At 67.6% G+C, this 24,985-nt stretch carries 13 protein-coding genes; 11 read left to right on the top strand and 2 right to left on the bottom strand.

The genetic code is table 11. From position 1 onward, the window contains the following. Window positions 1–168 precede the first annotated feature (168 nt). The 6 genes from ACILR9_RS23240 (at window position 169) to ACILR9_RS23215 (ending at window position 7,348) form a co-directional block, all read left to right on the top strand. Window positions 169–1,158 carry a Bug family tripartite tricarboxylate transporter substrate binding protein gene (locus ACILR9_RS23240; protein ID WP_395712341.1) on the top strand — a complete coding sequence of 330 codons (990 nt, stop codon included), beginning with the start codon at window positions 169–171 and terminating at the stop codon, window positions 1,156–1,158. A 36-nt stretch (window positions 1,159–1,194) separates the two neighbouring features. Then, the gene (locus ACILR9_RS23235) at window positions 1,195–1,446 is read left to right on the top strand and encodes an AbrB/MazE/SpoVT family DNA-binding domain-containing protein (protein WP_395712340.1); all 252 of its coding nucleotides are present in this window, start codon (window positions 1,195–1,197) and stop codon (window positions 1,444–1,446) included. A gap of 940 nt (window positions 1,447–2,386) precedes the next feature. After that, a complete protein-coding gene (locus ACILR9_RS23230) occupies window positions 2,387–2,809 on the top strand; it encodes an EthD domain-containing protein (RefSeq protein WP_395712339.1) in 423 nt (140 codons plus the stop codon). A gap of 2 nt (window positions 2,810–2,811) precedes the next feature. Beyond that, a complete protein-coding gene (locus tag ACILR9_RS23225) occupies window positions 2,812–3,777 on the top strand; it encodes a Bug family tripartite tricarboxylate transporter substrate binding protein (RefSeq protein ID WP_395712338.1) in 966 nt (321 codons plus the stop codon). Between the two features lie 131 nt (window positions 3,778–3,908). Further along, window positions 3,909–5,648: a thiamine pyrophosphate-requiring protein gene (locus ACILR9_RS23220; RefSeq protein ID WP_395712337.1), complete on the top strand. Its 1,740-nt coding sequence runs from the start codon at window positions 3,909–3,911 to the stop codon at window positions 5,646–5,648. Window positions 5,649–5,842: 194 nt separating this feature from the next. Continuing rightward, complete coding sequence (locus ACILR9_RS23215; RefSeq protein ID WP_395712336.1) at window positions 5,843–7,348, top strand: flavin-containing monooxygenase; 1,506 nt, start codon at window positions 5,843–5,845, stop codon at window positions 7,346–7,348. Window positions 7,349–7,384: 36 nt separating this feature from the next. Here ACILR9_RS23215 and ACILR9_RS23210 read toward each other — a convergent pair whose 3' ends face one another. Both ACILR9_RS23210 and ACILR9_RS23205 read right to left on the bottom strand, forming a co-directional pair. Beyond that, window positions 7,385–7,849 (bottom strand): aromatic-ring-hydroxylating dioxygenase subunit beta, encoded by a 465-nt coding sequence (locus tag ACILR9_RS23210; RefSeq protein ID WP_395712335.1) that lies wholly within the window; start codon window positions 7,847–7,849, stop codon window positions 7,385–7,387. 233 nt (window positions 7,850–8,082) lie between these two features. Then, entirely contained in the window at window positions 8,083–9,357 is a 1,275-nt protein-coding gene (locus ACILR9_RS23205; RefSeq protein WP_395712334.1) for an aromatic ring-hydroxylating dioxygenase subunit alpha, read from the bottom strand. Window positions 9,358–9,406: 49 nt separating this feature from the next. On the opposite strand from ACILR9_RS23205, the gene putA reads away from it, so the two are divergent. The 5 genes from putA (at window position 9,407) to ACILR9_RS23180 (ending at window position 24,964) form a co-directional block, all read left to right on the top strand. Further along, the gene (gene putA, locus ACILR9_RS23200; RefSeq protein WP_395712333.1) at window positions 9,407–12,730 is read left to right on the top strand and encodes a bifunctional proline dehydrogenase/L-glutamate gamma-semialdehyde dehydrogenase PutA; all 3,324 of its coding nucleotides are present in this window, start codon (window positions 9,407–9,409) and stop codon (window positions 12,728–12,730) included. A 132-nt stretch (window positions 12,731–12,862) separates the two neighbouring features. Beyond that, window positions 12,863–13,846 carry a TIM44-like domain-containing protein gene (locus ACILR9_RS23195; RefSeq protein ID WP_395712332.1) on the top strand — a complete coding sequence of 328 codons (984 nt, stop codon included), beginning with the start codon at window positions 12,863–12,865 and terminating at the stop codon, window positions 13,844–13,846. Between the two features lie 313 nt (window positions 13,847–14,159). After that, window positions 14,160–15,305, top strand: coding sequence for a hypothetical protein (locus ACILR9_RS23190; protein WP_395712331.1), 1,146 nt, complete (start codon window positions 14,160–14,162; stop codon window positions 15,303–15,305). Between the two features lie 26 nt (window positions 15,306–15,331). Then, window positions 15,332–17,944, top strand: a complete 2,613-nt coding sequence (locus ACILR9_RS23185; protein ID WP_395712330.1) for a beta strand repeat-containing protein — start codon at window positions 15,332–15,334, stop codon at window positions 17,942–17,944. A 30-nt stretch (window positions 17,945–17,974) separates the two neighbouring features. Beyond that, the gene (locus ACILR9_RS23180; protein WP_395712329.1) at window positions 17,975–24,964 is read left to right on the top strand and encodes a Calx-beta domain-containing protein; all 6,990 of its coding nucleotides are present in this window, start codon (window positions 17,975–17,977) and stop codon (window positions 24,962–24,964) included. The last annotated feature ends 21 nt before the right edge of the window (window positions 24,965–24,985 follow it).

Here is a 24,985-nt window from a genome sequence, read left to right as displayed (position 1 = left end):
TGAGAGAGCGCCCATATGCGAACACCCTCGGCTCTTGCCGGACGTGATCGATACCCGAATTGCGTTCCATCGGAGTTGAAACACCTGTCAATCATGCTTGACTGGCCTTGTGGCCAGTTGGCCGGCAACGCGCGCCATGCGCCCGGCATCCTTGGGAGGAAATGAGTCGTGTACCGTCGATCCTTTACGCAGGGCCTTGCGGCCCTTCCCTTGATGCTGGCCGGTGTGACCGCCGGCCGACCCGCGCAGGCGCAGGCGCGCTGGGCGCCCGACAAGCCGCTGCGCATCGTCGTTCCCTTCGCGCCGGGCGGCAGCACCGATGTCACCGCGCGCCTGATCGCCAGCGCGCTGGCCGAGCGACTGGGCCAGACCGTCGTGGTCGACAATCGCGCCGGCGCAGGCGGCAACATCGCTGCCGAGTTGGTCGCGCGGGCGGAGCCCGACGGCTATACGCTGATCCTGGCGACGAGCTCGACGCATGCGACCAATGCGGCGCTCTATAAAAAGATTCCGTTCAATCCGGTGCGCGACTTCACGCCGATCTCGCAGATCGCCTTCATTCCCAACCTGCTCGTCGTCAATCCCGAGCTGCCGGTGAACAGCGTCGCCGAGCTGGTGGCCTATGCGAAGGCGAAGCCAGGCCAGCTGAACTACGGCTCGGGCGGCGCCGGCACTTCCCTGCATCTTGCCGCCGCGGTCTTCGCCCACCGGGCCGGCATCGACATGGTGCACGTGCCCTATCGCGGCGGCGCGCCGGTCGCCGCCGACCTCCTCTCCGGCAAGCTGCAGCTGAGCTTCAGCCCGATGGTCGAGGTGCTGCAGCAGGTGAGGGCGGGCAAGCTGCGCGCGCTCGGCGTCACCACTGCGCGGCGCTCGGCTCTGATGCCGGACCTGCCGGCGATCGCGGAAGTGATCCCGGGCTACGAGGTGGCGCTGTGGAACGGCATCATGGGCCCGGCAGGACTGCCGGCCCCGGTGGTGGCCCGCCTCGCCGCGGAGCTCACCGCCATCATCGGCAGCCCGGAGATGCGCTCGCGTCTTGCCGAGCAGGGCTCGGATCCGGTGGGCAGCACACCCCAGGAATTCGCCGCCTTCGTCGCCGCCGAGCAGCCGAAATGGGCGGAGCTGGTACGCATCTCGGGCGCCACCGTCGATTAAACGCCCCAATACCTGACGCCATGGAGGCAGGCAGCCATGCGGATCACCGCCAAGGGCCAGGTCACCATCCCTCGGGACGTGCGAGAGCGCGCGGGCCTGATGCCGGGAACGGAGGTCGAGTTCGAGATCGAGGCCGGCGTCGTGCGCCTTGTAAAGGCGCGGACGGGTGGCCGCCGTGGGACGCGGGGGCAGGAGCTGGTCGAAAGCCTGCGCGGGCACGGCGACTTCAAGATGACGACCGATGAAATCATCGCGCTGATGCGCGGCCCTTCCGCCGACCAGGGCTGAACAGGCCAGACGCTCGTTTCGGTAACTGCCCTTGGCGATGAGATCCTTCGCTGCGCTCAGGTTGACAGAATGGATACCGGGTCGGTTCCAAATAATCCGATCATGCCCTGGGCGGTCATTGGGCGGATCGGGTCGACTGTCGGACGCGACTGTATTCCCGGGGCCGGGCCCTTCGACTCAATCGAGGCGAGTGCAATTGATTGCACGACGAGCCGCTGCACTTGATTGCACAACTTGATTGCACAGGCCTTTGGCTGCAGGAGCGCGCCAATTCGGCTGCCTTGCCTGCCGGCTTGCGCGGCGGCGTGATAGCACTCGCGGCGAAGCTGCGTGCCAACCGAAGGACACGACCGTGATTGCCGGCACCAATGCAAAGCAACATCCCGCCGACGCCGCGCCTCTGCGGCACGTCGGTGACGCGTCCCTGATGACAGAGGTCCCTGATGCGGTGACGCGACTGGCGCAGGAGTCCCGGCCGACGCTGCGCGGCGGGTCGAGAGAGCGTGGCATCACCGTGGTCCCCACCGCAAGACGCCGGCCCCGACCGCACTGCGCGGTCGCGACGGGTTTCTTGCGGTCGGTCCAACTCCTTGATTCAAAAGGCTTCGACCGCAACCGACCGCACCGACCGCAAGAAAAGGGGCGTGTCGCCTGGTCGGCGCGCAGGCGGCGCTTTCCATGCTCCCGACCGCAAGACGCCGGCCCCGAACGCAAAGTGCCGTCGCGACCGCTCGGTTGCGGTCGGCTAACTCCTTGATTCTAAAAGATCCGAACGCACCGAACGCACCGAACGCAAAAATGCAGGGCGATTCTTTTTGGCCGGCTCGGTTGGCGCCTGCCGGGCACGTCGAGCCGACGATTGGTTACGGTCCGCACCCGCTTTCGGCCTTGGCCGCGCTCGCCGGCCTCCTATGATGAATGACAAGAACGAGGAAACGCCGTGCTCAAACTGACCTTCTGCCTGCGCCGGCTGCCGGCCCTGACGGCGGCCGAGTTCCACGACTATTGGCTGAACAAGCACGGGCCGCTCGTGCGCCGCCTCCAGCCGGCGCTCGGCATGGTGCGCTATGTCCAGGTCCATCGCCTCGAAGATGCGCTCGAAGTCCCGCTGGGCGACGGCATGCGCAAGGCGCGCGGCGCGCCCGAGCCCTACGACGGCATCGCCGAGCTGTGGTGGGAGAGCGAGGAGACCTACCGGGCGGCGCGCCGCACGCCGGAGGCGCGCGAGGCCGGCCGGCTGCTGCTCGAGGACGAGGCCAAGTTCATCGACCTGGCGCGCTCGCCGCTGTGGCTCAATCGCGAGCACGAAATCCATCCCGGGGCCAGGGTCGGGACAGCGCCAGGCGCAGGGGCGGGGCAATGACCATGACCGTGCAGAGACGCTCCCTGCTCGGCGGGCTGGCCGGCGCTGTCCTCGCCCGGCCGGGGTTTGCCCAGGCTTGGCCGTCGCGGCCGATCCGGATGGCGGTCGGCTACTCGCCGGGTGGCGGCAACGACCTGATCGCCCGCATCGTCGCGGCACGGCTGCAGGAGTCATTGGGCCAGTCGGTGCTGGTCGACAACAAGCCGGGCGCGCAGTCGATCGTCGCCGCCGAGCTGGTCGCCAAGGCGCCGGCCGACGGCTACACCCTGCTGGTCGCGCCGAGCGGGCCGATGACCATCAATCCCGCGGTCTATGCCAAGCTGCCCTATGCGCCGGAGCGCGACTTCGCGCCGGTGTCGCTGCTCGCCGAGTTCCCGTTGCTGCTGGTGGTCGGCGCCGAGCAGCCGGTGAAGACGGTGCACGAGCTGGTCGAGTATGGCCGCGCCAATCCGGCGCTCGCCAACTATGCCTCGAGCGCCACGCCGTTCCAGCTCGCGTCGGAGCTGTTCAACCAGCGCACCAAGTCGAGGTTCCAGCACATCCCCTATCGCGGCAGCGGAGATGCCGTGCAGGCGGTCGCGGCCGGCCAGGTGCTGATGACGATCGCCGATTCCGGGCCGGTCGCCGGGCCGTTGAAGGCGGGCAAGCTGCGCGCGCTCGCCATCACCGCCGCCGAGCGCAACCCGGCGCTGCCCGACGTGCCGACCCTGAAGGAGGCGGGCATCGCCGACATGGAGATCGCGCTGTGGACCGGCATCGTCGCGCCCGCCGGCACGCCGGCCGAGGTCGTGGCGACGCTCAATCGCGCCATCCAGCAGGCGCTCGCGGTGCCTGAGGTCAAGACGGCGATGGCGGCGATCGCGGTCGAGCCGCGCGGCACCACGCCGGACGCCTATCGCGACCTGATCGCGCGCGACGCCGCGCGCTGGAAGGCGGTGGCGACCGCCGCCAACATCAAGCTCGAGTGAGGGCCTGCAGGGGAAGCAGTCGATCCAGAAATCGGTGTCATCCCGAGCGCAGCGAGGAACCTTTGTTGCGACCTCAAAGGTCCCTCGCTCCGCTCGGGATGACAGAAGTGCAATCAGGGAGTGAGCACGCCATGGACAGCAGCAGCGGCAACGAGGCCCGCCATTCGGCGGCGCACTACTTCCTCGAAGGCCTCGACGAGATCGGCTTCGACTACCTGTTCTGCAATTTCGGCACCGACCACGCGCCGATCATCGAGGCGATGGCGGCGTTCAAGCGCGACAGCCGCAAGATGCCGCAGACCATCCTGTGCCCGCACGAGATCACCGCGGTGCACATGGCGGCGGGCTACGCCATCGCCACCGGCCGCGGCCAGGGCGTGATGGTCCATGTCGATGCCGGCACCGCCAACTCGGCGATGGCGCTGCACAACATCTGCCGGGCGCGCCTGCCGGTGCTGCTGATGGCCGGCCGCGCGCCCTTCACCACGCGCGGCGAGCTTCTCGGCACCCGCGACACCTACGTGCATTTCGTGCAGGAGCCGTTCGACCAGGCGAGCCTGGTGCGGCCCTACACCAAGTGGGAATACAACCTGCCCTCGGGCGTGGTCGCCAAGGAGGCGCTGCGCCGCGCCCACACCATGATGATGAGCGACCCCAAGGGGCCGGTCTACATGACCTTCCCGCGCGAGACCCTGACCGAGCTGTGGTCGGAAGGCCAGATCCGCTCCTATCCCGCCGATCGCTTCGGTCCGGCCGGCGTCGGCGCCGTCGATCCGCAGTCGGTCGAGGTGATCGCCGACCGGCTGCTGGCGGCGGAGCGGCCGTTGCTGATCACCGCCTATGCCGGGCGCAATCACGCCTCGGTCGCGCTGCTCGACCAGCTGGCGCGCTTCGCCGGCATCCGCGTCGTCGAGTTCAGCCCGGTCTATGCCAGCCTGCCGGCCGACTCGCCGTGCCACGGCGGCTTCATGCCGGCCAAGGCGCTGGCCGAGGCCGATGTCGGGCTGCTGGTCGATGTCGACGTGCCGTGGATCCCCAAGGACATGCCGGACAATCCCTCGACCTGGTGGGCGCATGTCGACGTCGATGCCGAGAAGCGTGGCTTCCCGATGTGGACCTTCCCGGCCAACCTGCGCCTGCAGGGCGACAGCTCCCGCTTCTTCGCCGACCTGCTGGCCGCGCTGAAGGCGAAGGCCGGTGCCGGGTTCAAGATGCGCGCGGCGGGGCGCGTGGCAGCGCTTGCAGAGGAGGGGACGGCGCGCCGCGCGGCGGCCGCCAGACTCGCCGGCGATCCTGGCGTCGCCGGCGAGATCAACCCGCACTTCGTCTGCGCCGCGCTATCCAAGGCGCTGGGGCCGTCGGCCATCGTGATCAACGAGGCGATCCGCAACATCCCGGCGGTGCTGGCGCAGATGCCGCGCACCGAGCCCGGCAGCCTGGTCGGCCTGGCCGGCGCCGGCCTGGGCTTCGCCGCCAGCCTGGCGCTCGGCCTCAAGCTGGCGCTGCCCGATCGCGTCGTCGTGCCGATCATGGGCGACGGCACCTTCTATTTCTCCAACCCGCAATCGGTGCTGGCGGTGTCGCAGAAATACGGCCTGCCGATCTTCATGGTCGTGCTCGACAACTCGGGCTGGGGGGCGGTCAAGGAGGCGACCCTGCGCGTCTATCCGCAGGGCGAAGCCAGCGCCGCCCGCGACTACGGCGCCGCCTACGCGCCAGCCATGGACTTCGCCCTGATCGCCCAGGCCGCCGGCGCCCACGGCGAGCGCCTCTCCGATCCCGCCGACGCCGACGCCGCCATCGCCCGCTGCCTCGAGGCGGTGCGGGCAGGCCGCTCGGCCATCCTGCACGCCAAGGTCACGAAGATATGAGCCCCTGTTTTCCTCCCCAGCTCGCGGGGCTTCGCTGGGGAGGTGTCGCCGTATGGCGCCGACACCTTTCCCAAGCAAGGGCTTGGGAGGAGAAGAGTGTGTGGCCGCCCGCCGCGTTGATCTCGCGCAATGGCGCCCGTCGCAGGCGAGCGTTATCATGACGTTGCCGTCATTGTTTTGAGAGGCTGACCGCCATGCCTGATACCGCTGTCCTCCCCCAATCCCGTCCCGCCGCCACGACCGAGCATTTCGACGTCCTGATCGTCGGCGCCGGCATCTCCGGCGTGGGCGGCGCCTATCACCTGACGCAGCAATGCCCGGGCACCAGCTTCGTGGTGCTCGAGACGCAGGAGAGCTTCGGCGGCACCTGGCTCACGCATCGCTATCCCGGCATCCGCTCGGACAGCGACCTCTACACCTTCGGCTATCGCTTCAAGCCGTGGACCAGCGCGCCGATCGCGACCGCCCAGGAGATCCTGACCTACATGGGCGAGGTGATCGACGAGAACGACCTCGCGCGGCACATCCGCTACCGCCATCGCATCGAGTCGGCGCGCTGGTCGAGCGCCGACAATCGCTGGACGATCGAGGGCGTGCGCACCGACACCGGCGAGGCGTTCCGCCTCTCGGCGGCCTTCCTGTGGATGTGCCAGGGCTACTACCGGCATTCCGAGGGCTACACCCCGGAGTGGGAGGGCATGGCCGACTACAAGGGCCGCATCGTCCATCCGCAGACCTGGCCCGAGGACCTCGACTACAAGGGCAAGCAGGTCATCGTCATCGGCTCGGGCGCCACGGCGGCCACGGTGGTGCCGGCGATCGCCGGCGACTGCGCGCACGTCACGCTGCTGCAGCGCTCGCCGACCTATTTCATCCCGGCGCGCAACGCCAACGACCTGGCCGACCAGCTGCGCCAGCTCGAGGTCGACGAGACCTGGATCCACGAGATCGTGCGCCGGCGCATCCTGCGCGACCAGTCGGAGTTCACCCGGCGCTCGTTCGAGGAGCCGGACAAGGTGCGGGCCGAGCTGCTGGGCGGCGTGCGCGCCTATCTCGGGCCCGACTACGACATCAACACGCATTTCACGCCGAGCTACCGGCCATGGCGCCAGCGCATCGCCTACGTGCCGGACGGCGACCTGTTCCGCGGCATCCGCAGCGGCAAGGCCTCGGTGGTGACCGACGAGATCGACCGCTTCACCGAGAAAGGCATCCGCCTGAAGTCGGGCCGCGAGCTCGCGGCCGACATCATCGTCACCGCGACCGGCTTCCATCTCAACGTGCTGGGCGACATCGCCTTCGAGATCGACGGCAAGCCGCTCGATTTCGCCGAGACCGTGACCTATCGCGGCATGATGTTCACCGGCGTGCCCAACATGGTCTGGGTGTTCGGCTACTTCCGGGCCAGCTGGACGTTGCGCGCCGACCTCGTGGGGGACTTCGTCTGCCGCCTGCTCAACCACATGAAGGACAGGCAGGCCCGCCGCGTCGAGGTCGCGTTGCGGCCCGAGGACAAGGACATGCCGCTCTTGCCGTGGATCGACCCGGAGAACTTCAATCCCGGCTACCTGATGCGTGGCATGCACCTCTTGCCCAAGCGCGGCGACAAGCGCGAATGGCAGCACACCCAGGATTACTGGCGCGAGAAGAACGAGTTCCCCGCGATCGATCTCGACGACACGGCGTTCGTGTATGGGTGAACTCAGTCTCCTCCCCAGCGAAGCTGGGGAGGATGGCTAGAACGGAATCGCCACCAGCGTGTCGAAGCGGCCGCCGTCGCAGATCACGATGCGCTCGGCGAAGCGCAGCGCGCCTGTCGCGTCGGGCCTCACCTTGTCGCGGTAGCAGCCTGTCGCGAACAGGTCCATCGTGCCGTCGCGCATGATGCGCACGATCAGGAACGGCGTCTCGACCTCGGCCGCGCCGTCGGCCTCGCCCAGCACGACCGGCAGGCCGACGATATGGCGGTAGCGCTGGCGCTCGTAGATGTTGACCTTGCGCAGCGAGGCGATGCGATCCTGAAGCATGCCGCGCGACTCGGCGTAGATGATGCCGGACGGCAGGCCGCGCGCGACGTTGTCGGCCGTCGTCACCTTGTAGAGGCAGGGATCGTGGAACAGCTCGGGCCACGCCTCGAACTGCTCGCTGTCGATGACGCGCGCGTAGGCAGCGTTCAGCTCGACCAGCCGCGCAACGTCCATGGTGCTTCCTCTCGGCCTTCTTCTCGTTGCCCGTCTTTGGTAACCGGTCTTCTAGAACGGTACTTTATCGGATTGATCATGCTCTTGCGGACCGCGAGCGTTCCGCTCGCTCATGAGCATGATGAGGGCGCGTTCGGCTTCGCCGAGCCGCGCCAGGAGCGAGCGGGACGCTCGCGGTCCGCAAGAGCATGAACTTGATCCCTCGCTGTGCTTCCATTCGAAGCGATCACGCTCTAGTAGCCCATATGCCGGCGATAGGCCTTCCAGAAGCCGCGCACCGAGGCTTCGGTGGCGCGCGTCGCCTGGCTCTCCGCCTCGGCGCCGCCCATCTCGATCACCGAGACGTGGTCGGGCGCCGCCGCAGTGCCGCGCTGCACGAAGCCGCCGACGCAGCCGTCTTCCATCGAGATGAAGCCGGCCGGCCCCACCAGGTTCTGCTGGCGCAGGCGGCGGGCGAACATCTCCGCGCTGTCGTCCTCGAAGCCGAAGTAGGTCCACACCAGGTCCATCTTGTCGAGGCCGCGCGGCACGACATGGCGGACCGCCAGGCAATTGTGGATCTGCTGCAGGATGAAGCCCGGGAACACCGACAGGATCTGCAGCTGGATGTGGTCGCCGAACTCCTCGACCGACTCGAGCACGCGGCGATCGGCCAGCCCGAACTGGTCGTTGTCGCTGCGGATCTGCTGCTCCTTGTAGGCGCCGGCATTGGCGCCTTCGGGGATGGCGATGGTGTAGCTCGAATGGTTGCCGCCGTCGGGGCTCACCAGCACGCCGCCGCCCTGGGTCAGGCGCGAGATGCGGAAGGTCGCCAGGAAGGTGTGCAGGATGCTGGCGTGATAGGTGTCCTTGACGTTCTCGACGTAGAGCTTCCAGTTGTTGGGCAGCGGCTGGACGAAGCGGCCCATGACCCGGATCGGCCGGTTGAGCACGCGCTTGAGGCGGTCGACCACCTCGCTGCCGATATAGTCCTCGATCGGCGCGGTGTCGGGCGACAGGGTGGCGAACACCAGGCCGCACAGCGTGGTGGTGCGCAGCTTGCGCGGGCTGAAATTGTCGCGGCAGAAATCCTTGGGCATGCCGCCCACGCCGTTGATGCCGCGCTCGAAGGCGATGCCGCGCAGGTTGCCCGAGAGGTCGTAGCTCCAGGCGTGATAGACGCACTTGAAGTTGCTCTGGACGTTGCCGCCGTCGTCGAAGGCGATCAGCGCGCCGCGATGCGAGCAGCGGTTCTCGAAGCAGTTGATCTGGCCGTCGGGCCCGCGCACCACGATGACCGGCAGGGCGCCGACCTGGTTGGTGCGATAGTCGCCCCGGTTCGGGATATCGGCCTCGAGGCAGACGAAGTTCCACGTCGCACCCTCGAACAGGCGGCGCAGCTCGCGCTCGTAGTTGGCCTCGTCCTGGTAGACCCAGTAGGGCACGCGGGCGAGCGAGTCCTCGGGCCACGCCCCGCGTGGCGTCTGGCCCAGCGTCCCGGGAAATCCTTCGTCGTGCCGGATGTCCATGTGCCCTCCCGTCGTTGCCGCAATCCTAGCCGATCACGATATATCCGGCATGCCGTCTTTTCACGCCTTCGCCCAGTCGATCCAGCCGCAGGGCCCGTTGCGCGCCGCCATCACCGACGCCTGGCGGCGGCCTGAGACCGAGTGCGTGCCGCCGCTGCTCGAGCCGGCCAGCCTGCCGGCGGCGCGCTCGGCCAGGGCGCGTGCCCTGGCGGCCCGACTGGTCACCGCGCTTCGCAGCAAAACGCCGTCGGGCGGCGTCGAGGGGCTGATCCACGAATACGCCCTGTCGAGCCAGGAGGGCGTCGCCCTGATGTGCCTCGCCGAGGCGCTGCTGCGCATTCCCGACGACGACACGCGCGATGCGCTGATCCGCGACAAGATCGGCGACGGCGACTGGCGCGCCCATCTCGGCCACAGCCCGTCGCGCTCGCTGTCGGCGGCGCTGACCCGCCTGATCGGCAAGGGCGGCGAGCCGCTGATCCGCGGCGCCGTCACGCTCGCCATGCGCCTGATGGGCGAGCAGTTCGTCGCCGGCCAGACGATCGACGAGGCGCTCGACCGCAGCCGATCGCTGGAGCGCCAGGGCTTCCGTCATTCCTACGACATGCTGGGCGAGGCTGCGATCACGACGGAGCAGGCCGAGCATTACCTGGAAGCCTACCGCCGGGCCGTCCATGCCATCGGCACGGCCTCGGCCGGCCGCGGCATCTACGACGGGCCGGGCATCTCGATCAAGCTCTCGGCGCTGCACCCGCGCTACGGCCGCGCCCAGCGCGAGCGCGTGATGGCGGAGCTCTATCCGCGCTTCCGCGAGCTGGCGCTGCTGGCGCGCCGCTACGACATCGGCCTCAACGTCGACGCCGAGGAGGCCGACCGGCTCGACCTGTCGCTCGATCTGCTGGAGCGGCTCTGCTTCGAGCCGCAGCTCGAGGGCTGGAACGGCATCGGCTTCGTCGTGCAGGCCTATCAGAAGCGCGCGGTTTTCGTGATCGACTGGCTGATCGATCTCGGCCGGCGCAGCCGGCGCCGGCTGATGGTGCGGCTGGTCAAGGGCGCCTACTGGGACAGCGAGATCAAGCGCGCCCAGCTCGACGGGCTGGCGGGCTACCCGGTGTTCACGCGGCGCATCCACACCGACGTCTCGTACCTCGCCTGCGCCCGCCGCCTGCTGGCGGCGCCCGACGCCGCCTTCCCGCAATTCGCCACCCACAATGCGCTGACGCTGGCGACCCTCCACGCCATGGCCGGCGAGAACTATTATGCCGGCCAGTATGAGTTCCAGTGCCTGCACGGCATGGGCGAGCCGCTCTACGAGGAGGTCGTCGGGCCCGGGAAGCTCAACCGGCCGTGCCGCATCTATGCACCGGTCGGCACGCACGAGACTTTGCTGGCCTACCTGGTACGGCGGCTGCTGGAGAACGGCGCCAACACCTCGTTCGTCAACCAGATCGCCGACCCCGGTGTGACGCTGGAGACCTTGCTCGGCGATCCCGTCGAGCGGGCGCGCGCGCTCGAGCCGGTCGGCGCGCCGCATCCGAAGATCGCCTTGCCGCGCGATCTGTTCGGCGCGGAGCGGCGCAATTCGCGCGGCCTCGATCTCGCCAACGAGCAGGTGCTGGCAGGCCTGGCCGGTATGCTCCTGGCGCAAACGCCGGTCGACGCCACGGGGGAGGGCGCGGGACGGCCTGTCCTCAACCCGGCCGATCACCGCGATGTCGTGGGCAGCGTCGTCGATGCGACGCCGGCGACGGTCGACAATGCCTGCGCGCGCGCCGTGCCCTGGCAGGCGCCGCCTCCTGACCGGGCAGAGGTTCTGTGCCGCGCGGCCGATCTCCTCGAGGCGCGGATGGAGACGATGCTGGGCGTCATCGTGCGCGAGGCCGGCAAGACGCTCGGCAATGCCGTCGGCGAGGTACGCGAAGCGGTCGACTTCCTGCGCTACTACGCCGGCTGCGTCGCCGGCTTCGACAATGCCACGCACCAGCCGCTCGGCGTGGTCGCCTGCATCAGCCCGTGGAACTTCCCGCTGTCGATCTTCGTCGGCCAGATCGCCGGCGCGCTCGCGTCAGGCAATGCCGTGATCGCCAAGCCGGCCGAGGAGACGCCGCTGATCGCGGCGCGGGCAGTGGCGCTGCTGCACGAGGCTGGCGTGCCATCCACGGCGCTGCAGATCGTGCCGGGCGACGGCAAGGTCGGCGCCCATCTGGTCGGCAACGAAAGGGTGGCGGGTGTGATGTTCACCGGATCGACCGAGGCGGCGCAGTCGATCAACCGCACGCTTGCCGGCCGTCTCGCCGCCGACGGGCGGCCGCCGGTGCTGATCGCCGAGACCGGCGGCCAGAACGTCCTGGTCGCCGACTCCTCGGCGCTGCCCGAGCAGCTGGTCGTGGACGTGCTGGCATCGGCCTTCGACTCGGCAGGCCAGCGCTGCTCGGCGCTGCGCGTGCTCTGCCTGCAGGAGGACATCGCCGACCGGGTGATGCCGATGCTGAAGGGGGCGATGGAAGAGCTGGCCGTCGGCAATCCCGATCGCCTCTCGGTCGATGTCGGACCGGTGATCAGCGACGAGGCGCGGCGCCGCCTCGACGATCACATCGCGCGGATGCGGCAGGCCGGCCACGCGGTGTTCCAGGTGCCGCTCGGTGAGGAGACAAGCCACGGCACCTTCGTGCCGCCCACCCTGATCGAGATCGACGCGATCGCCGATCTGCCGGGCGAGGTGTTCGGGCCGGTGCTGCACGTGCTGCGCTACCGCCGCGAGAACATGGAGACGGTGGTGCGGGACGTGAACCGCACCGGCTTCGGCCTGACCTTCGGCGTGCACAGCCGCATCGACGAGACCATCGAGCGCGCGACCGACGCCTCGACGGCCGGCAACCAGTACGTCAACCGCAACATGATCGGGGCGGTGGTGGGCGTGCAGCCGTTCGGCGGACACGGCCTGTCGGGAACCGGGCCCAAGGCCGGCGGGCCGCTCTACGTCCACCGCCTGCTGGCGCGGCGGCCGGTGATCGAGCCGACCGGCGGCGAGCTCGCCGGCCCGGTCGGCGAGCGCAACAGCTACGCGCTGAAGCCCAAGGGGTTGGTGCTGTGCGTCGCGGCCGGTCCGCAGGCGCTGGCTGCGCAACACGCGCTGGTACGGGCAATCGGCAATCGCATCGCGACCGACGAAGGGGTGGATATCGCAGCGGCGCTGTTCGCCGGCAGCGCCGCCGACCTGCTGGCGCTCAATCGTCGCCTGGCCGATCGGCCCGGCCGCATCGTGCCGGTCTTCGTCGAACCCTATCCGCGCGAATTCCTGGTCGACGAGGTTTCTCTCAGCATCAACACGGCGGCGGCGGGCGGCAACGCGAGCCTGATGGCGATCGGGTGAGGATCGATGAAATTCCTATGAAATCCACACTTGAGGGCCGGTTGGCCGGTAAGATAGGGACCAGGGCCTTGAACGGCCCCGGCTCCCGCCTAACATGACGGGCGTCAATTGTTTCAACAGGGATGCAAAACAATGAAATCTCTTCGCTGGCTTGCCGTGATCGCCGCCCTGGTGGTCGTGGCGCCGACCCTGGCCGAGGCGCGCGCCGGTGGCGGCACGAGCTCGGGCAGCCGCGGCAGCAAGACCGACCAGGCGCCCGCCCCGACGCAGACCGCGCCGCAATCCAAGCCTGTGGAGCGGAGCAAGACCGAGCCGCAGCAGGCGCAGAAGCCGGGCGGGGCTGCCGCAACGCCCGCGCCCCAGGCCGGCGGGTTCATGTCGCGCAACCCGTTCCTGTCCGGCCTGATGGGCGGCATGATCGGCGCCGGCCTGATCGGCATGCTGTTCGGTGGCGGTTTTGGCGGCGGCCTCGCCGGTGCGGCCGGCATGCTCGGCCTGCTCCTGCAGGTCGCGCTGATCGGCGGCCTGGGCTACCTCGCCTATCGGCTGTATCGCGGCTGGAGCGCCAACCGGACGCAAGCGGCACCGGCTGGTGGTCCGGCCTACGCGCTGGCCGGCAACACGCCGCCCCGGCCCGTGGACGCGCCGCCGCTCGCCCGCTCGGGCCTTTCCGGCGCGATGGGCGGTTCCGCCGCGATGGCGGGCGCGCCGCAGGTCGCCATCGGTCCGGATGACTACCAGGCGTTCGAGACTCTCCTCGCCGGGATCCAGGCCGCCTACAGCAAGGCCGACCTGGCCGCGTTGCGCGGCTTCGCGACGCCGGAGATGGTCGGCTACTTCTCCGAGGAGCTCTCCAGCAATGCGAGCCAAGGCGTCGAGAACAAGGTCGAGGCGGTGAAGCTCGAGCAGGGCGACCTGTCGGAGGCGTGGCGCGAAGGCAACCTCGAATACGCTACCGTCGCGATGCGCTTCAGCATGATCGACATCACCCGCCGGATCACCGATGGCACCATCGTCGCCGGCAACGACAAGGTCCGCACCGAGGCCACCGAAGTCTGGACCTTCCTGCGCAGCTGCGGCGGCAAGTGGCTGCTGTCGGCGATCCAGCAGACCTGAGATCCTGCTAACCTGACGAGCGTTCTTGCAGCGGCTGGCCGGTGCGGATCGGCCAGCCATTCCTGACCGACAAAGGTCCCTCGCTGCGCTCGGGATGACACCTCATTTCCTCCCCAGCGAAGCTGGGGAGGAGATAACGGCACCTAGGAAGTCGCAGGCTCCGGGCATAGCGAGCTTGGGAGCAGTGGTCCTCATTCCGCCCCACGCTCGCGCCACCGTTGTGAACCAGTTGTGAACCGACCGTAGACAGAATTCCTGGCCCTCCACGCCCGTTGCTACCGTTCAGCTTGGGTGCGACGCGTGGGGTGGGAAAATGAAGACCTATTTCTGGGGTGCGCCGCCCGGCGCACCGGGCGAATTCGACGACGCGAACGACTGGTTCAATGCGGAGTCGCAGACCTTTGGCAACGGTATTCCCGGTACCTCCGACATCGTGAATGTCGTTGGTGCCGTTCCGATTCCGCCGGCGCCTCCTGTCGACATCGTGATTCCGTCGGGAGAGGAAAGAGCGATCTCGCAACTCAGGGTCCTGTTCCAGTCGGTCGACGAGGACTTCGTCTGGATCGAGGGCAGCCTGAGGGTTCTCGACGAGATATTCTTCGAGAAAGACCGCGGCAACCTGAGGTTCAAGGGAACCGTCACGCTCGACGGCGTGGCCGACGATCCCGACACGGAGAACGTCAACGAAGGCGGCGCGCTCGATGGCGCCACCATGGATGTCGACTATCTGCACATCGGCGGTGCGCTGGTCACGTCGGCCCGCAACGTGGTCAGCGTCGACAACGACGGGATGCTTCGTGTCGTCAACGCCGCCCAAGTGACCTCGCGAAATCTGGAAGTGCTGGGGACTGGCGGCCTCGCCGTCTTGGGCGGTGGCACTGTCGATGTCGCGGGACCTGTCGTCATCGAGCAGAGCGCAGGCGCTCCTCCCGTGTCGGTCGACGGCCAGGGCAGCAGGCTGGTGGTTCACGGCACCAGCGGCTACGGCCTCGACATCTCCGGCCTGGGCAGCCTCTCGATCACGACGGGCGGCACGGTCGACGTGACCGGGAAGACGGTGCTCCATTCAGGCAGCGGGCCGGTACTGGTCGACGGAGCATTCAGCAGCCTCGTGGTCAAAGGCAGCTACGGACTCGATATCTCCGGCTTGGGAAGCCTGAAGATCACGAACGGCGGTACGGCGGATGTGTCCGGGAAGGTGGCAATCAAGCAGGACACGTTCGCTCCAGCTGTCTCTGTCGACGGGCCAGGCAGCGCCCTGCTGGTCGGCGATGGCCTCGCACTCGACGGCTACCTGTTCGTTACCCGAGGCGCCAGTGGACGGGCCGACGGCGTCACCATCAATTCCACGAGCATCGCCAGCCTGGTCGTCGGCGACCTCACGGGCCAAGGCGTCACTTCCTTGGTCACTGCCAACACCGTGACTCTGGGCGACGGTCAGGGGGATCGGGATTCCTGACGGCGCTGCCCAATGGGCAGGTTCGCGTGAAGCAAAGCCTGACGCTCCTCAACCCGATCACCGATGCGTCGACGTTCTCCGGCGCGCTGGGGACCACAGGCGACGGCTGGATCGAGATCGGCCCGCACACTCTGGACACCCCCGATGTCCAGCCCAATACGATCCAGGTCAATCCGGGCGGTATTTCCTTGGGGCTGGTCGGCCACGGAATGGTCGACACCGGGACGTTCCGGAATGACGGGCTCGTTGGAGCGCTGGACGGTCTCCTGCTTATCGACGCGGATGTAACCGGCAAAGGGATATTCGGCGTTGCCACCAATTCCACGCTGGAGATCGACGGCAACGTCGATTCCACGGTGACCATCGCGCTCGGCGGCTCGTTCAGCACGCTCACATTGGATGTGCACGACAAGTTCGACGGCAAGATCGCCTCGATCGACCTCACTGACACGATCAGGCTGAGGCATGATTTTGGAGAAACCGTCAAGTGGGCTGCCATTCTGGTCATTGCCGATACCGAGGTCGAGCCGGATGAGGGGTTCCTGGTCAGCCTTGCCGCGCCTTCGGCGGGCCTTGCGATCGGGGTCGGTTCGGTAAGCGGCAGCATCGTGAACGACGACGCCACCGTTTCGATTGCCGCGCTGTCGGCCGCGAGAGCAGAGGGCAATGCCGGGCCGACTGCCTTTACCTTCATCCTGGCGCTGCGCGGCGATACCTCGGTCGCCCACAGTTTCACCTATGCGGTGAGCGGCTTGGGCCCGGTCCAGGCGACCGGCAGCGACTTTGCGGGCGGCACGCTGCCGACCGGAACGGTGACATTCGCGTCGGGCGAGTCAGCAAGGACCATCACCGTCGACGTGCTGGGCGACACGACGGTCGAGGCCGACGAAGGGTTCACGGTGACCTTGTCGAATCGGTCGGCTGGGTTGGCGATCGGTCAGGCAGCGGCCGCGGGCACGATCCAGAACGACGACGGGGCGGTGGTGTCGATTGTCGCACTATCGGCCGCAATGGCGGAGGAGGACAGCGGCACGACCTCGTTCACCTTCACGATCAGCCTCGATCAGGCATCGACGACGAGCCAGACTGCGGATTGGGCGGTGACAGGATCGGGGGAGGCAGCCGCAGATGCTGTCGACTTCGGCGGCACATTCCCCTCGGGCACGGTGAGCTTTGCGGCCGGCGAGACGACGAAGACCGTCACCGTTTCGGTGACCGGCGACACGGCCGCTGAGCTCAACGAGGACTTCGCGGTCACCCTGTCGAACCTGTCGTTTGGTCTGCTGCCCGGAACTGCGGCGGCGACCGGGACGATCCAGAACGACGACAGGCCGGCGGTCTCGATCACGGGCGGCGCGGCGACGCAGCTCGAGGGGAACAGCGGGGCGACGGCATACGATTTCACGGTCAGCCTCGATCGCGCCGGCATCACCAGCCAATCGGTGAGCTGGGCGGTGACCGGGACAGGCGCCAACCCGGCAAACGCGGCCGATTTCGGTGGCACGCTGCCGTCGGGGTCGCTGACCTTTGTGGCGGGTGAAACGAGCAAGGTCATAACGCTGAACGTCTCGGGCGACTCCGTCGTCGAGTTCGACGAGGCGTTCGGGCTGACCCTCTCGAGCCCGTCGTCGGGCGTCGATTTGGGCCCGGCAACGCGGATAGGCTCGATTGTCAACGACGACCGCTCCACGGTGTCGATCGCGGCTCTGTCCGCGGTCAAGGCGGAAGGCAGCATCGGCACGACGGCAAGCACCTTCACCATCAGCCTGAGTCAGGGCGGCGTCACGGCCCAGACCGTCAGCTGGGCAGTGGCGGGCTCGGGCACCAATCCGGCCGGTGCCACGGATTTCGCGGGCGGGGTGCTGCCCGGCGGAGTCGTGGCCTTTGCGCCGGGCGAGACCAGCAAGGTCGTGACGGTGAACGTCGCCGGCGATACCACGCTGGAGCCCGACGAGGGCTACGGCGTCACCTTGTCGAACCTCTCGGCCGGGCTGGTGGCGGGCGTCGCCTCGGCGACCGGCACGATCCAGAACGACGACGTCGCGGTCGCGGTGGCGGCCCACAACGATGCCTACGTCGTGCTGCGCGGCGAGTCGCTGACGGCGACGGCGAGTGTGCTGTCGAACGACGTCGCGGCTACGACGGCGACGCTGCTGTCGGGGCCGGCGCACGGCTCGCTGCAGCTCGCCGGCAACGGGACCTTCACCTACGCGCCTGCGGCAGGGTTCGTCGGAATCGATTCGTTCGCGTATCGGGCGGGCAACGGCGGCAGCACGGACGACGGCCAGGTGTACGTCTACAACAACCTGTTCAACCGGTCGTCCGACGCGGGCGGGCTGGCCTACTGGACGGATCAGGTCAAGCAGACCCTGCAGGCCGGGCAGTTCGTCGGCTCGATCCTGGTCAACATCATGGGCGGAGCGCAGGACACGGCGGCCGGAAAGGACATCACCACGCTGATAGGCAAGGTGGCGGTGAGCCTTGCGTTCGTGCGCGAGCAGGAGGAGCATGACACGGCGTGGGCGGGGGCCAGCGACATTGCGGCGGCGACGACATTGCTGCAGGCCGTGACGGCTGATCCGCAAAGCGTGCTGGTGGGGGTGCGAAACGCCGAGACCGTGATCGAGGCGCACGCCTGACGGCACTTCGCTCGTTTGGGGGAAGGCGCCATGGCCTGGACGGACACTCTCGGCAACGCCCAGATCAAGGTGCTGGCCATCCAGGCAGTGGCCGACAATGTGGTGAGCTATCAGGAGATGTTGACCATCCTCGATACCGCCGCCACGGGCGGTATCTCGGCGACCGACTACGACGACCTCAAGGCCGTCTACACGAACAGCACGGCGCTGTTCGCCAGCGACTACGTGAAATCGATCTCCTACAGCGTCATCTATACCAATCCGGCCAACGCCAAGTGGTGGGGCGGCGCCCAGCAGATCTCGAACGTGGCGCCGCTCGGCAACATATCTGCCGGGATGTCGGAGCAGAACGCCGATCGCCTGGTCGCCAAGTGGTTTCTCGGCACCGACCTGCCGATGCCGGTCGTGGGCGGCGACACCGCCAACAGCAAGGCATCCTCCGGCGTCTTCAACTACGCCACGGAGACCGGCCCCCTGTTCGTGAGCGGCGCCGCGCCGTCCGACATCAACCAAGGCAACGCCGGCGATTGCTATCTCGTCGCCAGCCTGGGGGCGATCGCCGACGTCGATCCCACGCTGATCGTCAGCGCCTTCATCGACAACGGCAACGGCACCTGGGGTGTCCGCTTCTATCTGAACGGTGCGCCGGCCTACGTGACGGTCAACCAGAGCGTGCCGGTCAAGCCCAACAACCAGGTCGCCGTGGCGAGCAACGCCGCGCACAGCCTGACCGGCGAGTCGTGGGTCACGCTGTTCGAGAAGGCCTACGTGCAGCTCAATGCCCAGGCCAATATCGACAACGCCGACAACTGGAGCGGGGAGGCGAGCTACCAGGCGATCGAAGGCGGCTGGGCCAACCCGATCCGCCAGATCGCCAATCTCGGCTACACCTACTATTCCGCCTACTACACGGGGATTCCCGACGACTTCAAGACGGCGGAGCACACCTCGACCAATCCGCTGACCTACAAGCAGACCATCATCGACGCCCTCAACCAGGGTGCGGTGGGCTGGCTCGGATCCTTCGGCAATACCTACGAGGCCGGCACCGGCAAGCAGAACCTGGTCGCGGGTCATGCCTTCATGATCCTGGGCTACGACGCTGCCACCGACAAATTCACCATCCGCAATCCCTGGGGCGGCTCCGGCGGCAGCTACAACGTCGAGTTCAAGGCTTCGCTCGGCGATTTCTGGAACTCGACCGTCAAGGGCGTGGTGGCGATCTCCGATCCCGTGACGGTGGCGCCGACCTTCGGCTACACGCTCGCCTCGAGCACGACAAATGCGTCGCCGGTCACCGAGGGGCAGGCGGTCACCTTCACGGTGACGCGCAGCGGCACGGGTGCAGCCTCGACGGTCTACGTGTCGACCGCCGCCGTCAGTGCCGGCACTGCGGACTATGCCGGCGTCGACAAGGTCAGGGTGGATTTCGCGGCCTATGAGACGGCCAAGACGGTGAAGATCGACACCTACGTCGACAACCTCACCGAGGGCACCGAGACGTTTCGGCTGGACCTTTTCAAGGCAGCGACGGACACGGCCAGCGCCGCCAGCGCCACCGGCCACATCAAGGATGCCGCCGTCGCGAACTACAGCTACAGCATTGCGTCGAGCGCCCCGACCGCGGGCAACGCCGTCACCGAAGGGACGCCCGTCGTGTTCACCGTCACGCGCAGCGGCAGCGGCAGCGCCTCGACGGTTTATCTCAGCACGTCATTCGGCACCGCCGACGTCAACGACATACAGGGCCTCACGAAGGCGGCGCTGACCTTCGCGGCCTACGAGACCACCAAGACGGTCAGCGTGGCGACGCTGCAGGACAGCGTGGCGGAAGGGGCGGAGTCCTTTCATCTCGACCTTTACGAGAACCTGGCGACCGGCGCCAAGTCGGCATCGGCCGACGGCTTCGTCAAGGATGCCGTCCAGCCGTACTACGGCTACACCGTCAAATCGTCGGCCGGCAGCTTCGCCGACGGTGTGCTCGAGGGTGGCCAGGTCACCTTCACGATCACCCGCAGCGGCAGCGGCACCAAGTCGGAGGTGTTCGTCGCAACCGCACCCGGATCGGCAGGCAATGCCGATTACGTCGCCCTGGCGCCGCAGCCGGTGAGCTTCTCGGCCAACCAGACGGTTGCGACCGTGACCGTGCAGACCAACGAGGATTGGTGGCTCGAGACCGACGAGTACTTCACGCTCAATCTCTTTCTCAATGCCACCGACGGCTTCCATGCCACCTACGGCGCTGCCTTCATCAAGGACAAGCCCAAGGTCGACTACAACTATGCGATCACCAACTCCTCCGAAGGCATTCCCGCGGTCGAGGGAACCGAGGTAACCTTCACCATCACGCGTGACGGCAGCGGCACGGCCTCCACGGTCTATCTCGGCACGGCCTCGGGGACGGCCGACGGCAGCGACTACCAGATACTCGAGAGACAGGCGCTCACCTTCGCCGCCTACGAGACAAGCAAGACAATCAAGGTCGCCACCCTGACCGATTCGCTGACCGAAGGGACGGAATATTTCTGGCTCAATCTCTACCGCAACCTGTCGGACAGCAGCTACTCGGCCTTCAGCAAGGCATCGATCACGGACGCGGTAGCCGCCGACTACAGCTACACCATCGCAAGCAGCGCGCCCTCCGGGACGCCAGTGAGCGAAGGCGGCGCGGTCACCTTCACGATCACGCGCAGCGGCAGCGGCACGGCGTCGACCGTCTATCTTGCCACGTCGCCGGGAACCGCCGACGGCAGCGACTACCGGGCGCTCGACAAGGTCGCCCTGACGTTCGCCGCCTACGAGACGACCAAGACCGTCGCGGTCGACACCTACACCGATGGCATGACCGAGGGCTCGGAGTATTTCTGGCTCGACCTGTTCAAGACCTACGGCGACAGCACCTATTCGGCGTTCAGCAGCGCCTACATCGCCGACGCGGCCGTCACCGAGTACGATTACACGGTCACCAGCAGCGCGCCGTTTGGATCGCCGGTCGGCGAGGGCGGCTCGATCACCTTCACGATCACGCGCAGCGGCAGCGGCAGCGGCACGGCGTCGACTGTCTATGTCGGCACCGAGGCGGGAACTGCCAGCGCCGGTGGCGGGGACTACGAGGGCGTGACCGGCGTGGCGGTGAACTTCGCCGCCTACGAGACCACCAAGACGTTCACGGTCAGCACCTACACCGACGGGATCACGGAAGGCACCGAGTATTTCTGGCTCAACCTCTATCAGAGCTACGCCGATGCCATCGACTTCAACTGGTTCGGCTATGCCTCGGCCTACATCACCGATGCCGTGACAGCGAGCTACGGCTACACGGTCGGCAGCAATGCGCCTCCCGGATCGCCGGTGAGCGAGGGCGGCACGATCACTTTCACCATAACGCGCGACGGCAGCGGCAGCGCCTCGACCGTCTATCTCAGCACGACGCCGGGAACGGCCGGCAACAGCGACTATCGGGCGCTCGACAAGCTCGCGCTCACCTTTGCCGCCAACGAGACGACCAAGACGGTCAGCGTTGCCACCTACACCGACGGCGTTACGGAGGGCGAGGAGTATTTCTGGCTCGACCTGTACAAGAACTACAGCGACAGCACCTACACCACCTACGGCAGCGGCTCGATCGTCGACGCCGCAGTGGCCAACTACACCTACGTCGTCACCAGCAACGCGCCGGAGAACTCGCCGGTCGGCGAAGGCGGCAGCGTCACCTTCACCATCACGCGCAGCGGTACAGGCTCGGCTTCGACCATCTATGTCAGCACACCGAACGGCAGCGCCGGCGACAGCGACTATCAGGAGATCTTCGCCCAGGCGGTGACCTTCGGTGCCGGCGAGACGGTCAAGACGGTCACCGTAGCGACCTATACAGACAGCATTGCCGAGAGCACGGAATATTTCTGGTTCGATCTCTATCGCAGCTACGCCGATGCGCTCGACATAGACTGGTTCGCCTATGCGTCCGGCTACATCGCCGACGCCGCCGTCGCCGACTACAGCTACAGCGTGACGAGCAGCACAACCTCGGGATCACCGGTCGTCGAGGGCGGCAAAATCACCTTCACCATCACGCGCAGCGGCACGGGCAGTGCGTCGACCATCTATGTCGGCACGGAAGCCGGTACGGCCGATTCCGATGACGGCGACTATCAGGCGCTGGCCGGTGTTGCGGTGAATTTCGGCGCCAACGAGACAACCAGGACGGTCACGGTTTCGACCTACAGCGATGGGTTCGTCGAAGGTGCCGAGTATTTCTGGTTCAATCTGTACAAGACCTACGCCGACGCCCTGGCATTCAACTGGTTCGACTACGCGTCAGCCGATGTCGTCGACACCGCGGTGGGCGGCTATGTCTACACGGTGAGCAGCGGCGCGCCGCAAGGCTCGCCCGTCGTCGAAGGCGGCGGCATAACCTTCACGATCGTGCGCAGCGGCACCGGCAGCGCCTCGACGATCTATGTCGGGACGGAGGCCGGCACGGCGAGCGCCGGGGCCGGCGACTACTCGGGAGTCACGGGCCTTGCCGTCAATTTCGGTGCCAACGAGACCACCAAGACCGTCACCATCGGCACTTTCGCCGATGGCCTCTTCGAAGGCAGCGAGTATTTCTTTCTCAATCTCTACGAGTCGCTCGCCGATGCCCAGGCCTTCGACTGGTTCGACTACGGCACCGCCTATATCGTCGATTCTTTCGGCTCGACGATCGAGGACGTCGCTGCCGGGGTCGGCATTCCGCCGGACGCCGAACCAGGGGTCAAGGTCGGGTCGCCGACAGTCAGCGTCACGTCGTTTCCCGGCCATTCCACCGGCGCCTTCGCTAACGACTTCGCGTTCGCGGCGGTCGCCGGAGACGGATCGGTCGTCACCTGGGGCAATAGCCAGAACGGCGGCGACAGCAGTACCGTCGCGAGCCAGCTGCACGACGTGGCCGAGATCGCGTCCAACTCGTTCGCCTTCGCCGCCTTGCGGCGCGATGGGTCGGTCGTAACCTGGGGCAACCAGAACCTGGGCGGCAACAGCGCCTCGGTCGCGACTGCGATCAACGGCAAAGTCGACGTCGCTGGCCTGTTCTCGACGGCGACGGCCTTTGCCGCGCTGAGAGGCGACGGATCGGTGGTGACCTGGGGCGATCCCGGCAACGGCGGCGACAGTGTCGCCGTCGCTGGCAAGCTCGACGGAACCATCGACGTCACCGAGATATTCTCGGGCCTGTCGGCCTTCGCCGCGTTGCGGGCCGATGGCTCCGTGGTGACCTGGGGCGGTCTCGGCGGCGACAGCAGCGCCGTCGCCACCCAGCTCGACGGGACGGTGGACGTAGTGAGGATCGCCGCGACGGGGGCGGCCTTCGCGGCGGTGCGCGTCGATGGGTCGGTGGTGACCTGGGGCAACGCCAACGACGGCGGCAACAGCAATGCGGTCGCGTCGGCGCTCGCCGGCACGGTCGACGTGCTCGGCATCTCGGCGACGACCTCGGCGTTCGCCGCCGTCCGGGCCGACGGCTCCGTGGTCACCTGGGGCGATCCCAACAACGGCGGCAACAGCACGCTCGTGGCCTCGGCGCTCGGCGGTGCGGTCGATGTCGTCGGCATCACTTCCACCAACACCGCCTTTGCCGCACGGCGGGCGGACGGGTCGGTGGTGACCTGGGGCGATGCAAGCGGCGGAGGCTCGAGCGAGGCGGTGGCGGCCCAGCTCACCGGGACCATCGCGGTCACGAAGATCTACGCCAACAGTTCCGCTTTCGCGGCGCTCCGGGCCGACGGGTCGGTGGTGACCTGGGGCTATGGACCCTATGGCGGCGATCACAGCGCAGTCGCAGCCGGGCTTCACGACGTCGTCAGCATCGCCGCTACCGAGCATGCCTTTGCCGCGCTGAGGTCTGACGGCTCGGTCGCCACCTGGGGCGGCTTCCTGGGCGGTGGCAACGACAGCGACGTCCAGTCGAAGCTCGACGGGTCGATCGACGTCGTGCAGCTCTACGCGACCAGCGTCGCCTTCGCGGCGCTCCGGGCCGACGGGTCGCTGGTGACGTGGGGCGACCAGCAGTTCGGCGGGAACAGCGGCGGTGTTGCCTCGAAGCTGACGTCGATCGCGCAGCTCGCCGACGGCAGCCCGGTCGAGACCGATATTCCGGTCACGACGCACGACGACGCGTTCATCGTGCTGCAGGGGAAGTCACTGGCGGCGTCGGCCGGCGTGCTGTCGAACGACGATGGGGCGACGACTGCCACGCTGCTGGTCGACGCCGGTCACGGCACCGTGCAGCTCGCGGCCGACGGCGTTGTCGGCTACACGCCGGCCGCCGGCTTCGCGGGCATCGACTCGTTCACCTATCACGCGACCGGTGGCAGTGGCGCGGGCGACGGCCAGGCGCTGCTCTACGTCGTGCCGGTCCAGGTCGGGCAGGCGACGACGCTCAACCTGCTGGCGCTCAATGCCGAGGAGCAGATCGCCTCGACCTATGTCGCCTTCTTCGGCCGCGCCGCCGATGCCGGCGGATTCGGGTTCTGGGTCGGCGAGTTCACCCGGCTCCTGCCGGTGCAGGGGCCCGCGGCCCTGTTCGCCAACATCGCGAGCTCGTTCGGCATCAGCGCCGAGGCCAAGGCGCTCTATCCGTTCCTGGCCAATCCGTTCGGTGCGACCGATGGTCAGATCAGCGCCTTCCTCGACAGCGTCTACAACAACCTCTTCAACCGCTCGTCCGACGCAGGCGGGCTGGCCTACTGGACAGGGCAGATCAAGCAGACGCTGCAGGCCGGCCAGTTCGTGGGCTCGGTCTTGATCAACATCATGAGCGGGGCGCAGGACACCGCGGCAGGCAAGGACATCACCACGCTGATGGGCAAGGTGGCGGTGAGCCTCGAGTACGTCCACGAGCAGCAGGCGCACCACACGAGTTGGGCGGGAGCGAGCGACATCGCGGCGGCGACGGCGCTGCTGGACCCGGTTGCAGCCGAGCCGCAAAGCGTGCTGACTGGAATCCGGAATGCCGAGGTCCTGATCGCCGGGCATGCCTGATCGGACGCTGCGAGGACGGAG

The sequence above is a fragment of the Reyranella sp. genome (assembly GCF_044224635.1).
Taxonomy (GTDB): domain Bacteria; phylum Pseudomonadota; class Alphaproteobacteria; order Reyranellales; family Reyranellaceae; genus Reyranella.
The sequence above is the reverse complement of the archived record's forward strand: the minus strand, read 5'-3'. Positions and strand labels throughout refer to the sequence as shown.

Bases quoted from the DNA above. Each gene is read 5' to 3' on its own strand.
- ACILR9_RS23235 (WP_395712340.1), top strand. From the start codon at position 1,195: ATGCGGATCACCGCCAAGGGCCAGGTCACCATCCCTCGGGACGTGCGA.
- ACILR9_RS23225 (WP_395712338.1), top strand. From the start codon at position 2,812: ATGACCGTGCAGAGACGCTCCCTGCTCGGCGGGCTGGCCGGCGCTGTC.
- ACILR9_RS23220 (WP_395712337.1), top strand. From the start codon at position 3,909: ATGGACAGCAGCAGCGGCAACGAGGCCCGCCATTCGGCGGCGCACTAC.
- ACILR9_RS23215 (WP_395712336.1), top strand. From the start codon at position 5,843: ATGCCTGATACCGCTGTCCTCCCCCAATCCCGTCCCGCCGCCACGACC.
- ACILR9_RS23210 (WP_395712335.1), bottom strand. From the start codon at position 7,849: ATGGACGTTGCGCGGCTGGTCGAGCTGAACGCTGCCTACGCGCGCGTC.
- ACILR9_RS23205 (WP_395712334.1), bottom strand. From the start codon at position 9,357: ATGGACATCCGGCACGACGAAGGATTTCCCGGGACGCTGGGCCAGACG.
- putA (WP_395712333.1), top strand. From the start codon at position 9,407: ATGCCGTCTTTTCACGCCTTCGCCCAGTCGATCCAGCCGCAGGGCCCG.
- ACILR9_RS23195 (WP_395712332.1), top strand. From the start codon at position 12,863: ATGAAATCTCTTCGCTGGCTTGCCGTGATCGCCGCCCTGGTGGTCGTG.
- ACILR9_RS23190 (WP_395712331.1), top strand. From the start codon at position 14,160: ATGAAGACCTATTTCTGGGGTGCGCCGCCCGGCGCACCGGGCGAATTC.
- ACILR9_RS23180 (WP_395712329.1), top strand. From the start codon at position 17,975: ATGGCCTGGACGGACACTCTCGGCAACGCCCAGATCAAGGTGCTGGCC.